Origin of the sequence: Hymenobacter convexus (assembly GCF_030580955.1) — a bacterium.
In the GTDB taxonomy this organism is placed as follows: domain Bacteria; phylum Bacteroidota; class Bacteroidia; order Cytophagales; family Hymenobacteraceae; genus Hymenobacter.
Map to the genome: position 1 here is coordinate 401,426 of NZ_JAUQON010000002.1, position 13,621 is coordinate 415,046.

Below are 13,621 nucleotides of genomic sequence, written 5' to 3' on the forward strand. Positions count from 1 at the left end.
CCTAAGCTACAGCTTCTCGTAAATCACGGCCGCGCCCTGGCCCACGCCCACGCACATCACGGCCAGGCCGTAGCGCATGCCTTCGCCGCGGCGGTGCATCTCGTGCAGCAGCGTGGCCGTGATGCGCGCGCCCGAGCTGCCCAGCGGGTGGCCCATGGCAATGCTGCCACCGTTCACGTTCACCTTGGCCATATCCAAGCCCAGCTCGCGCACGCAGGCAATGCTCTGGGCGGCGAAGGCTTCGTTGAGCTCAATCAAATCGATGTCGGCCAGCGTGAGGCCGGCGCGCTCCAGCACCTTGCGGGTGGCCGGAATGGGCCCCAGGCCCATCACCGACGGGTCGACGCCCGCTACGGCCGAGGCCACCACCCGCGCCATGGGCTTCAGGTTGTAGCGTTTCAGGGCTTCCTCGCTCACCACCAGCACGGCGGCGGCGCCGTCGTTGATGCCGGCCGAGTTGCCGGCCGTCACCGTCCCGCCCTCGGGCTGGAAGGCGGGCTTGAGCGTGGCCAGCTTCTCCATGGAAGAAAAGCGCGGCTGCTCGTCGGTATCAAACAAGGCCGTGTCGCCCTTGGGCTGCGGAATGAACACCGGCACAATTTCCTTTCGGAAACGGCCTTTCTCCAGCGCCCGGGCATATTTGCGCTGGCTTTCGAAAGCAAAGGCGTCCTGCTCCTCGCGGGTGATGCCGTACTGCTGGGCCACGTTTTCGGCCGTCTGGCCCATGGCGAAGGGGTAGTGCAACTTGCTCAGCTTGGGGTTCACGAAGCGCCAGCCCAGCGTGGTGTCATGGGCCGTGAGCTCGCGCCCGAAGGCCGATTCCGACTTGGCCATCACGAAAGGCGCGCGGGTCATGCTCTCGGCGCCGCCGGCCAGGTACACGTCGCCCTCGCCGCACTTGATGGCGCGGGCGGCGTCCATGATGCTCTGCAAGCCCGAAGCGCAGAGGCGGTTCACGGTGTTGCCGGGCACCGTGATGGGCAGGCCGGCCAGCAGCGCGGCCATGCGGGCCACGTTGCGGTTGTCTTCGCCGGCTTGGTTGGCGGCGCCAATGATAACGTCCTCGACGGCACTTTTATCAACGGATGGGTTGCGGCGCATCAATTCACGCAGAACGTGGGCGGCCAAATCATCGGGGCGGACGCTGCTCAGAGCGCCGGCAAATTTTCCAATCGGGGTACGCACCGCGTCCACGATATAAGCATTCGGCATTACAGGTAACAATAGCGGCGCAAGCGCCGGATGGGACTAAATTTGCGGCCCCGGCACTCGCCCGGGCCTCGTTCTTTATTACAACAAAGATGATACAAAGAATTCAAAGCGTGTTTTTACTGTTGCTGGCGCTGGCCATGCTGAGCGTGTTGGCCCTGCCGCTGTGGCACAAAATCGACGGCCTTACCCACCAGGAACTGACCCTGACGGCCTTCGGCTACGACACCCAGGGCTGGCAATTGCCGGCCCCCGCCGGCCCCGTGTGGCTCATCGGCGCGCTAGCCGCCGCCTCGGCGGCCGTGGCCGCGTTCGAGATTTTCCAGTTCAAAAACCGCGCCCGCCAGCTAATGTTGGGCGCCCTCAACCTGCTGCTCATCGTGGCCACGCTGGGCGCCATGTTCTACTTTTCCAGCAAAGGCGAGCAACTGCTCAACATCAAGCTCGAAGGCCAGTACCTGCCCGGCTTCTACCTGCCCACACTGGCCCTGCTGCTCAACCTGCTGGCCAACCGCTTCATCCGCCGCGACGAGCAACTCGTGCGCAGCATGGACCGCCTGCGGTAATCGCCCGGTTTTTGACAACAAAAAAGGCCGCTGTGATATTCACAGTGGCCTTTTTGCTTGTAGCGCGAACTTTGTAGTTCGCGTGCTCCGCGCCAGTAGCATCGTTCAGGTACGCGAACTACAAAGTTCGCGCTACGGCTAGCGCTGCTCGCCTTCGCGCACGGCTTGCTCCACCGCTTGCGCTCCGGCTTCGGTTTCGAAGGCGTCGTACACGCGGTCGAAATTCTCAGGGTCGCTCACGTGCGAATAGGCAAATTTGGCGAGGTCAATCCGGCAGGCTTCCGAGCTGAGGCTGCGCAACAGGCGGTTCAGGTCATCGGCCCGCAGGGCGCGCTGGTTCAGGCCGTCCTTAGCCGCATTCATTTTGCTCACTTCCGTGATGCGCTGCTGCATGGTCTGAACCAGCGCATTCATATCGGCCGGGGCTAGGGCGCGGTAGCTGCTGGTGGCCGTGCCGGGGTAGCCGCCACCGTTGTTGTTTGGCTGGTTGCCGTAGCCGCCGTAGCCACCATTATTCGGGTTATTGCCGTAGCCTCCGTTGCCGGGGCTGCTGGGTTGGTTGCCATAGCCACCGCCGGCCGGGCCGTTGGGATTGTTGCCGTAGCCGCCATTGCCACTGCCATAGGGTGCGTTACCGTTGGGGGCGTTGTAGCCACCATTCGGGTTGGTATTGGGGTAGTTGTTACTCGGGTAGCTGCCGTTGGGGCTGCTGGGGTAAGCCGGGCCAGGGGCCGCGTTGCCATAGCCGTTCTGGCCATAAGGCTGTGGGCTGTTATACGTTCCGCCGTAGCTGGGGCCATATCCATTGCTGTAGCCACCCCGGGCCGGGCCATACAAGGCCACCGCGCCCACCTGCTGCAAGCCCAGCGGCCGGCCGGGCCGCGCAATCAGCACATACGACGTTTCGAGGCCCGGCTGCAGAAACAGCTGGCTCCGAAACCGAACCACCCGGCCGTAGCCGGCGGGCACCGTGAAATCGGCCCAGTGCTGGCCGGGCATCAGCTGGTCGACGTGCACCTGCCGGGCGCCGCCGCGCGTCACCAGCCGGCCGTCGAGCACGAGGTCGAACGGTACGCCCCGCTCCGAAACAAAGTTCACATTAGCCGCTGGCGGCGGATAAGCCAGGGCAGGAGCCACCGCCGAAAACAAGCTGGCAATGGCGAAGAGTAGGGCCTTTTTCATGGCGTTTGCAGAAAAGAGTCCGCCGTAAACTCGGCGGTTATCTTCTCATTTTCAAAAGGCATGCCACGAATTAGCAGTAGAAATAAAGCACGTCATGCTGAACGCAGTCGAAGTATCTCTACTGCTATAGTAATCCTTTCGGTTGGGATTAGTTGCGCGGTAGAGATGCTTCGACTACGCCCAGCATGACGTGTTTTTTGCTTACCCGTCCATCTACAACCACCCAAAAAAGAAGCCCCCGCAACCAAGGCTGCGGGGGCTTCTCAGGCAAAGCGTAACGCTCAGGTTACTTCGCTATTCGTGTCACCTTGAACTCGGTACGACGGTTGCGCTGGTACTCGGCTTCGGTTTTGGCATTCGGCACTACCGGGCGGGTTTCGCCGTAGCCTTTGGCTGTGATGCGGCTCTTGGCGATGCCTTTGCTCACGATGTAGGCCACGGCGGCTTCAGCACGCTGCTGCGAGAGCTTCATGTTGTAAGCGTCCTTGCCGCGCGAGTCGGTGTGCGAGCTCAGCTCGATGCTGATTTTGGGGTTGTCCACCAGCGTCTGCACCAGCGTGTCGAGGCGAATGGCCGCATCCGGACGGATGTTGTACTTGTTGTAATCGTAGAAAATGTCCTTAACCTCGATGGCTTTGGCCAGAATGATTTTGTTCAGCGTCAGGGTCACCGGCAACTGAATGTCGTTCGTCAGGTTGGGCAGGGCATCTTGGCTGGGTTTGCGGCCCACGGTGCTCAGCGTAGTGCGGGCAGTGAAGTCACCGGCACGCTCGGCGCGGAGGTTGTAGTTGCTCACCGAGTCCAGCTTCAGGCTGAATTTACCCGAGGCGTCGCTGGTCACCGTCTGGGGCTGGCCGTTGGGGCCGGTGATGGTCACGGTAGCGCCGGCTACGGGCAGGGTGGTGTTGGCTTTGTCGTCGCGCTCCAGCACGGTACCGTCGGCATAGAAGGTTACCAGCTTCAGCGGCTTCTTCTTGAACATGTACTCGTCGTCGGAGCCTTTGCCACCGGCACGGTTCGAGCTGAACAGGCCCGTGTTATCGGCCATCGGCACGGGCGCGAAGTCGTCGCTCACGCTGTTCACGTCAGCACCTAGGTTCACGGCCTGGCCGCCTTTCACCATGAACAAGTCGAGCTTGCCCAGGCCGGGGCGTCCGTCCGAAGCGAAGTACAGCGTGCCGTCGGGGGCCACGCCGGGGAAGTTCTCGTTGCCGGCGGTGTTGATGCTTTCGCCAAGGTTTTCAGCCGGCGAGAAGCGGCCGTTCGGGCCGAGGGTGGCTTTGTAAAGGTCGTTGCCGCCCTGGCCGCCTTTGCGGCTCGAAGCGAAGTACAGCGTGGTGCCATCCGGCGCGAAGGCGGGCGAGAAGTCGTCGGCCGTGCGGTCGTTGATGTTGGCGAGCACGGGCTCGCTCCACACGCCGCCTTTGTTGTACGAAATCCACAAGTCGACGCTCAGGTAGCCTTTTTTGCTGCCGTCGTTCGAGCGCGCGAACACCATCGTTTTGCCGTCGGGGGTGTAGGTGGCGCTGGCTTCGTGCTTATTTTCGGAGTTGAAGGGGCCTTCGAGCTTGCGCACGGCGCCGCCGGTCATCGCGGCCGCGTTGTCAAACTTGATGGCGTAGAGGTCGTTGAAATTCTCGCCGTTGCCGAGGTACTTCTTGCCCTCACGGTTCGAGGTGAACACAAAGTCGGAACCGGCGCCGGCCATCATCGTGCCGCCAAAGTCGGAACCCGCCGAGTTCAGCGCGTCCACCGGCATCACGTCGTATTTGTTTTTCATGCCGGCCACTGCTTTGCTGGCGGCGGCATTTTTGCTTTCCGCCTCGGCGCGGGCAGCCAGGGTGCGGTTCCCCCCGCTGCTGGCGTAGGTGCTGAACTGGGCGGCGGCCTCATCGTATTTGCCGTTGGCCTTCAGGGCTTCGGCGTAGCGGAAGCCGGCGTCGGCGTTTTTCACCCCGCCATCCAGCGCCGCTTTGTAGAACGGCTCGGCCAGCTCCACGCGGTTCGAGAGGCGGTAAGCCTCCCCAATGCGGAAGTTGTTGATGGCCGCGTTTTTGCCCTTGGCCACATCGGCCTGGTAGAGCGGAATGGCCGTTTCGTACTGGCCCCGGGCAAACTGCTTGTCGGCCTTGCTCATCGCGCCGCTGCTGGCACAACTGTTCAGCATAGCTGTTGAACCAGCCGCAGCGCAGATTAATAATAGTTTCCTCATAGGTGGTGTGGTGGAGGGGTGGTGAGGGAGAAGGAGCCGGAAAATATTCCCGACTAGGCATTTTTGGGTTAGCAATAATACTACGTTTAGGTAGGATTCACGCAAGCGCCCCATTTTTTTCTTCCTAGTTAAAGTACCGAGCCAGCCAGGTTTGGACCGCCGGGCGAGGCCAGTGGGCGTCCAGTTCGCCCTTGGTAGCCATGGTGTTATCGAAATAAAACGTGTCGGGGCCAATGGTGCCAGCGGCCACGGCAGCCTTTATCTCATTGTGTTTCAAGAGGTGCACCTCGCCATCGTGGAGAAAGGCCAGCTGCGACTTATCGAGCAGCGCCACCCCAAACCGCTGCTCCAGCTGCGCCACGAAGCGCACCGACGCATCGATGGAGCAGCCGCTGGCGCCGGCTACGCCTTCGTCGAGCCCAATCACCAAAAATTGCTGGTGCAGTACTTCGGCCGAGGCTAAGAGGCTGCGGCCGTGGCTGGTCCATTCTTCGGAGAAACGCGCCAGTTCAGGCAACGCCGCCACTACCTCCGGCCCGGTGAGCGGGCGGGTAGCCTGGTATATCCATACCCGCGCCGTGGGCGGGAGCTGGTCAAACGCTACGTACATATAGTCAGCAGAACAGGCCGGGCGGCTACGTGGCCGCCCGGCGTGCTCAAAGGTATTAGGTAAACGGACAAGCAGAACCTTCCAGTGTTCTAAAGGCTGCTTCACCCGTTGCTAACGCTGCCTGCTGAGAAAAAATCAGGCGTTGATGCCCTCGGCCGAAGCCACCAACTCGGCTAGGTCGAACACCTGCACGTTGGCTTCCTGCTCCTTGTTTTTCACACCGTCGCTCATCATGGTCATGCAGAAGGGGCAGCCTACGGCGATAATGCTGCCCTGCAAGTCGTGCGTGCCGGGCGCGGCGGTTTCGGTTTCCACGCCGCCGAGGTTGGCCAGCGCGTCGGCTTTGCCGCTGAGGGTGGCCAGGGCTTCCTCGGTGCGCTCGATGTTGATGTCCTTCTTGCCGGGTTCGGGCTCTTTCCACATCTGGGCGCCGCCCGCGCCGCAGCACAGGCCGTTGGCGCGGCTACGCTTCATCTCCACCAGGTCGGCGTCGAGGGCGGCCAGCACCTCGCGCGGGGCCTCGTAGATGTTGTTGGCACGGCCCAGGTAGCAGCTGTCGTGGAAGGTGATGCGGCGGCCCTTGAAACTTTCGCCGCCCGTTACGCCCACCTTGCCCTCGTTGATGAGCTGCTGCAGGTAGGTACTGTGGTGAATGACTTCGTAGTCACCGCCCAGCGCCGGGTATTCGTTTTTGATGGTATTGAAGCAGTGGGGGCAGGCCGTCACGATTTTCTTGATGCCGTAGCCATTCAGCGTCGTGATGTTCTGCATGGCCTGCATCTGAAACAGGAATTCGTTGCCGGCGCGTTTGGCGGGGTCGCCGGTGCAGCTTTCTTCCAGGCCCAGCACGGCGTATTTGGTGCCCACGTGGTCGAGGATGCGCACGAAGGCGCGGGTCACGCGCTTGTACCGGTCATCGAAGGCGCCGGCGCAGCCCACCCAGAACAGGATTTCGGGCGACTCGTTGCGGGCCGCCAAATCGGCCATAACGGGAACGGTAATTTGCTTTTTAGCGGGAGCTTCGGGATTCATATAAGAATGGAACGACACGGTTGTCATCCTGAGCGCAGCGAAGGACCTTATCACGTCCGTGCTGCAATTGATTTACTAATTCAGACGAAAGCAGCGGTGATAAGATGCTTCCTTCGTCAGCATGACAGGCGATTCTTAAGTCACTGCCACCTTAGCTGGCTTCTCCGCCGCAAACAAGTCATCGGCCCAGTTGAAACGGTCCGACGGCGAGAAGGCCCACGGCGCGCCGTTGTTCTCAATGTTGGAGAACATTACGTTCAACGAGTTGGGCGCGGCCGACTCTTCCAGCACCAAGAAGCGGCGCATCTCGATGATGCTTTCCAGCGGGTTGATGTTCACGGGGCAGCTTTCGACGCAGGCGTTGCAGGTGGTGCAGGCCCAGAGTTCCTCGGGCGTCACTTTGCCGCGCAGCAGTGTAGCGTTGGCCAGGTCAGTGGTGGGCTCGTGCTTGGCTTCTTCACCGTACACGTTGGGGCGGAAAATGAGGGGCGAGTTGTACTTCTCCTCCATCCGGTCGCGCGTGTCCATGATGATTTTGCGCGGCGAAAGAAGCTTGCCCGTCAGGTTGGCGGGGCACACCGAGGTGCAGCGGCCGCACTCGGTGCAGGAGTAGGCGTTCAGCAGGTTGGTCCAGGGCAGGTCGTCCACGTCCTTGGCGCCGAAGGGCGTGGGGGCCAGGGCCGAGCCGTCGGGCGCGGTAGGAGCGGGCGGCACCACGAAGCTGGGGTCCATCATGGCCTTCACCTCGTTGGTGATGCTTTCCACATTCGAAAACTGGCCCTGCGGCACCAGGCGCGAGTACCACACGTTCGGGAACGCCATAATGATGTGGAAATGCTTGGAGCTGGGCAGGTAGTTGAGGAACAGCAGGATGCCGGTGATGTGAATCCACCAGCCCAGGCGCTCCAGCACGTGCAGCGTGCCTTCGCTGCTGGGCAGCAGGCCCACCAGCAGGTCGCTCACGGGGAAGGTGCCGGGCAGGTCCTCGCCACGCATCTGGTGCAGCTTCAAATCGGCCGTGTTCATGAAGAACAAAGCCAGCATCAGCGCCACTTCGATGTAGAGGATGATGTTGGCGTCGAGCTTGGGCCACATGCGCAGTTCGGGGCCGGTGAAGCGCTTGAGCGGCGGGTTGCTGTTGCGGCGCCACCAGAAGGCGGCCACGGCCACAATCACCAGCGCAGCCAGGATTTCGTTGGTCGCCATTAGCACATCGTACACCGGTCCGAGGAACTTGAGGGCGCGGTGGAAGCCAAAAATGTTGCCAAACAAGCCGTCAATGACGATTTCAATGACCTCGATGTTGATGACCAGAAAGCCCACGTACACCACCAAGTGCAGCAGGGCGGGCGTCATCCGCTTGAACATTTTCTGCTGCCCGAAGGCCACCAGCAGGGTTTTGCGAAACCGTTCGGCGGAGTGGCCGCTCATGTCACGGTCGCGCCCGACGAGGATGTTGGCACGGATTTTTCGGACCTGCCACGCGAACAAGCCGAATGCCGCCACCAAGAGCAGCAGGAAGAGGATAGATTGCAACATGCGGTAAAGGTAAGGCGGGAACGTTTGGGGACGCAAGATACTCGGCATGCCGAGTGATTTTTAGAAAAAGACGCAGCATCCCACACTTTTTTTACTCGGTTTCTTGCGTCATTGTTTTGGATTCGTACCTTTGCGGTCCCCTAAGCAACCTAAAAGGCGCCCCGGGGAAACGGCAACATAGCTCAGTTGGTAGAGCACAGCACTGAAAATGCTGGTGTCGTTGGTTCGATTCCAACTGTTGCCACTGGAAAGCCCGCTCCTGATTCAGGAGCGGGCTTTTTTGCTTTTAGCGTGTCTTTGAATCTAAAACTCCACAATAAACCCCACGGTGGGCACCACCAGCGCGTCGCTGTCGGGCAGGAGGATGGGCACAGCGTTGCTGCCGTCGGGGCGCAGGGGCTGGCCGTCGGTGGTGGTGTAAGCGGAGTTGTCGGGCAGGCGCTCGAAGGTGTAGGTGGGGACTGAGACGGGCTTGGCCAGCAGGGCGTTCTGCACGTCGATGTAGAAATCGAAGCTCAGGCGGCGCAGGCTGATTTTCTTGTCGAGGCGCAGGTCGAGCTGCTGGAAGGAGCTGAGGCGCCGGGTGTTTAGCTGGCTATAGTCGAGGATGCCCTGGCCCACGGCCTGGTAGCTGGCGCGGCTGGCAGCCGCATCGTAGGGCGTGTAGGGGGCGCCGCCGCCCACGCGGAATTTGGCGCCCAACTCCCAGCCGCGGCCCAGCTTGTAGCCCAGCAGCGCCGAGCCCAGGAAGCGCGTGTCCCAGGCCGTGGGGCGGTACACGCCATCGGCCCCGTTGAACTCGGAGCGAAAAGCCGTGAGCGAGACAATGGCGAAAAGCTTGCCGCTGAGCTTCTGTTGAAAGAAAGCTTCGGCCCCGTAGGCGCGGCCCTGGCCGGTGCTTGTCACGGCCTCGTTGCCGATGGCGTTGAAGTCGCCGCCCAGGTTGGCCAGGCTGATGCCGTCGCGCACGCTCACGGGGTAGTAGGCGTACTTTTTATAGAAGCCTTCCAGCGTGAGGCGGGTGGCGGCGCCGGGCAGCCACTCCAGCCCCGCCACCGCGTGGTCGGAGCGGATGTAGCGGCTGCTTTCGTTCAGGAGCCGGCCGCTGGCGTCGCGGTAGCCCAGAATGGTGCTGGGCGGAATCTTGTAGTAGCGGCCGAGGCTGGCATTCAGATTCAGCGTGGGCAGCAGAGCGTAGCTCAGCGACACGCGCGGCGACAGGGTGCGGTCGAGCCGGTAGCCGGCTAGCAGGGCGCTGGTACCATCGGCCCGCAGGCCGGCCGACACGGTGAGGCGGCTGTCGGCGCCGTAGGTGCGGGTGGCTTGGGCGAAGAGGCCGTAGCGCACGAAGTCGAGGTCGGTGACGAAGTTGACCGTCACGGCCGGGCTCACGAGGGTGCCACTGCCGTCGCGCACTTCGGCCCTGATGCGGTTGCGCAGGTTGTTGTCGTAATGCACCAGCTGGCCCACCACGCCGTAGCTGTACTGCCAGCGGCCCACGCGCTTGTTCACATCAGCGCGCAACTTGTTCTCGGTTTCGTGGCTGCGGGCGAAGAGCTTGCGGTAGGCCTCCTGGCCCGCGTAGCCGTACTGAAACTGGTCGGCGGCGGCGTATTGCTGAGTGCGGCTCAGGGCCAGGTTCAGGTAGCCATTGGCCACCAAATGGCGCAGATTCAGACCCACCGTGTAGTTCCACTGGTTGATGGTGGGGTTGTTGCGCAAAATGAATTCCTTGCTCGGCGAGCTGTTCTTGGGCGGCACAATCTCGAAGTGGTCGATGGCGCCCAGTCCCAGCGTGGTGAGCGTGGTTTTGGGCGAAATCTTCGTGGTCGTTTTGAATTGAAAGTCGTAGAAGTCGGGCCGGATGGGCAGGTCAATCAGCTTGAAAAGCAACTGCAAATACGAGCGCCGGGCCGAGGCCAGAAACGTGGTGTTCTTCGTGAGGGGCCCTTCCAGCGTGGCCGCCACTTCGGTGCCCGAGGTGCGTAGGTTGCCCTGCACCCGCTCGGCGTTGCCGTCGCGCTGCCGGAACTGCAGCACCGCGCTCAGCGCGTTATCATACCGCGCCTGGAAGGCCGACGAGCTCAACGTCACGTCCTCGATAAAGCTGACGTTCAGGATACCCGCCGGGCCGCCCGCGCTGCCCTGGGTTGGGAAGTGGTTAATAACGGGCACCTCAATTCCATCGAGGTAATACACGTTTTCGTTCGGCGCGCCGCCTCGGATGATGATATCGTTGCGAAAGCCGGCCGTGCCGCCCGAGCCGCCGCCGCCCACGCCGGGCAGGCTTTGCACCACCCTGGAAATGTCGAAGTTGCCGCCCGGGTTGCTCTTGATTTCTTCGGTGGTGAGGCGCTGCACGCTCAGGGGCGTTTCGGCCGTGGCCACGCGAATGGCGCGGTTGGCCGTCACGGTCACTTCGCCCAGCGCCTGCGGGCTTTTGTTGATTTCGAGGTTGAGGGTGTTCACATTGCCGCTGCTCACGGCCACGTCGGCGCGCAGCAAGGCGTCGTAGCCCACGAAACTGGCGCGCAGGTTGTAGGCCCCGGCCGGCACGCCGGTGAGGCGGTAGCGCCCCTCCGCATCGGTGGCCGTGCCGAAGGTGGTGCCTTCCAGCGTGATGCTCACGCCGGGCAGGGCCTCTTGGGTGGCGCGGTCGCGCACGGTGCCGGCGAGGGTGCCGGGGTTTTGAGCGCGGCTGATGAAGGAAAGCAGCAGGAAGAAAAGCAGGAAGGTAGTGATGCGCATGCAACACCAAGAATCGGAAAAGGAAAATGTTTGCCGATGAAAGCTCGAGAAAGGCCATCGCCCTTTTCGAGCTTTCCCAGGTTCATTCCTGCTGACGCAAGCGGCTGTTTCTGGGCCTGTTGCTACTGCGCCGGCAACACCAGCACCGGTAGCAGGCTTTGCCGCATCACTTCGGCCGTGACGCTGTGGTGGAACAGGCTGCCCATGACGCAGCGCTGCCGGGCCACCACCACCACCAGGTCGAAGTCGGCCGGTTGGGCCGCTTCCAGCATGCCGGTGGCCGCGTGGGAACTCACAACCGTGTGCGACGCCACAGCGGGCAGGCCCGAGAACAAGCCGGTGCGCGTCACCGAATTCATCACCAGCGGCGCCAGCTCGTCGGGGCCCGTGTCGGGGATGACGTGGAACATCGTGACGGTAGCATCCAGGGCTTCGAACAGGGCGTGCGTGGGCCCGGCGTTGTCGCTCAGCGCGAAGGGGCAGCCGTCCACGGCCAGCAGCACGCGCTTGGGCGGCGCGGTGCTGGTCACGCCGTGGGGCACCACCAGCAGGGGGCAGGGCACCTTGGCGCGCAGCAGGTCGAGCAAAGTGGTTTGCACCAGCTCGTCGGGCGTGTCGGCGTAGTCGGGGCGGCCCAGCACCACCAGCAGCGGATGGTGGCGGCTCACGGCATCGGCCACGGCGTCGGCCACACGGCCGTGGCCGATTTCGGCCACCACGGGCACGGCAACCTGGCTGGCTACGCTGCTGAGGGCCGCGTCCACGGCTCCGGGGGAGAGGTTGGAGAAACCGGTGCTGAGCAATTCGGGGTCGGGCTGGGAATCAGGGTGCACGTGCAGGAGCACCAGACGCGCCTGGAGGGCGCCGGCCAGGTTGGTGGCGTAGTCCAGGGCCTTGTTGGCGGCCTGGAAAAAGTCGGTAAGGATGAGCACTGAGGCGTCCATGAATGAGTTGGAAGCAGATGGTGCTTCCTGTTTAAAGGTCTGATAATCCGACGGCCAGCGCCCTGCGCAAGATTAGGGCGGCGCCTGATTTTGCTCATGTTTTGCGGCCGCAGTTTGCTGGGAAATTGCGGCATTATCAGCGCAGGGGGCCATGCAGGTTTTGGCTGCCTGAAAGCTGGTCCGTGCTAAAAACCGTCAGGACATGAAGCCAACTGTTTTTCTGGGGTGGCTGGTGGGCGGCGGGCACCGGACGGCGGGCCAGCAGCCGCCCACTGCCGTTGTCCCGCAGGCCGTAGCGCCGTCGCCCGGCAAGATGTGGCGGCCTGCGCCAGCACGGCCATTCGCTGAGCTTGCCTCATTGCCATAAATCCACTCCATCCTTGTGCCATGAATGCGAAGCAATCCATTCTGTGGGGTTCGGCGGCGCTGGCGGCGGGCGCGGCGGGCGCGATGCTGCTGGGCCGGGCGGCCAGCGCCCGCCGCCTGCACGACGACGTGGCCCGGCTCTTTGCCGATGCGGCCGACCCTTCGCGCCACATCTACCGCGAGGCGCAGCTGGTGGGCCTGCCCGCGCCGGTGAAGCGTTACTTCCGCCACGTACTGCCCGACGGCCGGCCCTACCTGCGGGGCCTGCGCCTGCGCCACGACGGCCAGTTCAAACCCAACCTGAAGAAGGAGTGGGTGCGCATAACCGGCGAGGAATACATGACGGCCTGCCCGCCGGGCTTCATCTGGCAGGGCACAACCAGCCAGTTCACGGCGCGCGACGCCTACGAGGACGGCCACGGCCGCCTGGCGGTGCACCTGCTGGGCCTGGTGCCCGTGCTGCACGGCGAGGGCCCCACCTACGACGATGGCGAACTGCTGCGCTGGCTGACCGAAACCGTGCTGATGCCCACCGCCCTGCTGCCCAGCGACGAGCTGTGCTGGATTGACCTCGACGACGAGTCGGCGCGGCTGCTGTTCCGTCATCGTGGCCGGTCGGTGGCGTGCATCGTGCGCTTCAATGCCGCGAACGAAATCGAAGAATGCGAAGCCCTGCGCCACCAGGGCGAAGCTGGTCTGCAGACCTGGGTGGGCCGCTTTCTGCACTACCGCGCCTGGCACGGCGTGCGCGCCCCCAGCGTGCTGGAAGCCAGCTGGGTGATAGACGGCCACCGCCAGCCCTACGCCCAATTCGCCGTGAGAGAACTGGAATACGACCAATTGAAGGCGTTTTAAACCGCTGATAGCAGTTGAATAAGCAAATCTGAAAAGAGCCCAGATTTAACCCTGAGCGACGCAGGGGGCAGCCTGGCCCCTGCGTCGCTCAGAAACCGCGTTGCTACAGCGGCTTTCGAGTCTCCGCGTCTGCGCCCCGGCATGATGAAAATCAGCCGACTGGCTAATTTGTGTCAGGGTTTTGGGATGGAGAAATGACGAATTTTGGAAAGTTCACAGGCGAGTTCCGGGCGCCGGCCCGCTGCCGGCCCCGGCCCGTGACAGGTGAACCCAGACGCGACCAATCCGCTGCGCCGGCCCTGAGCGCGGCGCTTATCCGGCATGGAAGTGGGCGGCCTGACACTGCCCATTTCCTCCG

General features: G+C 62.8%; 10 protein-coding genes and 1 tRNA gene. 3 read left to right on the forward strand and 8 right to left on the reverse strand.

Going from position 1 to position 13,621, the window contains the following annotated elements; all coding sequences use genetic code 11:
• Positions 1–6 precede the first annotated feature (6 nt).
• Positions 7–1,212 (reverse strand): thiolase family protein, encoded by a 1,206-nt coding sequence (locus tag Q4S41_RS05155; RefSeq protein WP_305030037.1) that lies wholly within the window; start codon positions 1,210–1,212, stop codon positions 7–9.
• Positions 1,213–1,301: 89 nt separating this feature from the next.
• Between Q4S41_RS05155 and Q4S41_RS05160 the strand changes: the two genes are divergently transcribed.
• Entirely contained in the window at positions 1,302–1,775 is a 474-nt protein-coding gene (locus Q4S41_RS05160) for a DUF4293 family protein (RefSeq protein ID WP_305030038.1), read from the forward strand.
• A 138-nt stretch (positions 1,776–1,913) separates the two neighbouring features.
• On the opposite strand, the gene Q4S41_RS05165 is transcribed toward Q4S41_RS05160, so the two are convergent.
• From Q4S41_RS05165 to Q4S41_RS05185, 5 genes are all read right to left on the reverse strand, one after another.
• The gene (locus Q4S41_RS05165; protein WP_305030039.1) at positions 1,914–2,957 is read right to left on the reverse strand and encodes a DUF4476 domain-containing protein; all 1,044 of its coding nucleotides are present in this window, start codon (positions 2,955–2,957) and stop codon (positions 1,914–1,916) included.
• A gap of 286 nt (positions 2,958–3,243) precedes the next feature.
• On the reverse strand, positions 3,244–5,124 hold the full coding sequence (locus Q4S41_RS05170; protein WP_305030040.1) for an OmpA family protein: 1,881 nt from the start codon (positions 5,122–5,124) through the stop codon (positions 3,244–3,246).
• A 169-nt stretch (positions 5,125–5,293) separates the two neighbouring features.
• Positions 5,294–5,779 (reverse strand): hypothetical protein, encoded by a 486-nt coding sequence (locus tag Q4S41_RS05175; protein ID WP_305030041.1) that lies wholly within the window; start codon positions 5,777–5,779, stop codon positions 5,294–5,296.
• A gap of 135 nt (positions 5,780–5,914) precedes the next feature.
• Positions 5,915–6,766, reverse strand: coding sequence for a (Fe-S)-binding protein (locus Q4S41_RS05180; RefSeq protein WP_305030319.1), 852 nt, complete (start codon positions 6,764–6,766; stop codon positions 5,915–5,917).
• Positions 6,767–6,946: 180 nt separating this feature from the next.
• Positions 6,947–8,350 carry a (Fe-S)-binding protein gene (locus tag Q4S41_RS05185; RefSeq protein ID WP_305030042.1) on the reverse strand — a complete coding sequence of 468 codons (1,404 nt, stop codon included), beginning with the start codon at positions 8,348–8,350 and terminating at the stop codon, positions 6,947–6,949.
• Between the two features lie 171 nt (positions 8,351–8,521).
• Here Q4S41_RS05185 and Q4S41_RS05190 point away from each other — a divergent pair.
• Positions 8,522–8,594, forward strand: a tRNA-Phe gene (locus Q4S41_RS05190).
• Between the two features lie 59 nt (positions 8,595–8,653).
• On the opposite strand, the gene Q4S41_RS05195 is transcribed toward Q4S41_RS05190, so the two are convergent.
• A complete protein-coding gene (locus Q4S41_RS05195) occupies positions 8,654–11,098 on the reverse strand; it encodes a TonB-dependent receptor (RefSeq protein WP_305030043.1) in 2,445 nt (814 codons plus the stop codon).
• 122 nt (positions 11,099–11,220) lie between these two features.
• Positions 11,221–12,042 carry a universal stress protein gene (locus Q4S41_RS05200; RefSeq protein ID WP_305030044.1) on the reverse strand — a complete coding sequence of 274 codons (822 nt, stop codon included), beginning with the start codon at positions 12,040–12,042 and terminating at the stop codon, positions 11,221–11,223.
• A gap of 387 nt (positions 12,043–12,429) precedes the next feature.
• Between Q4S41_RS05200 and Q4S41_RS05205 the strand changes: the two genes are divergently transcribed.
• Positions 12,430–13,263: a DUF6544 family protein gene (locus tag Q4S41_RS05205; protein ID WP_305030045.1), complete on the forward strand. Its 834-nt coding sequence runs from the start codon at positions 12,430–12,432 to the stop codon at positions 13,261–13,263.
• The last annotated feature ends 358 nt before the right edge of the window (positions 13,264–13,621 follow it).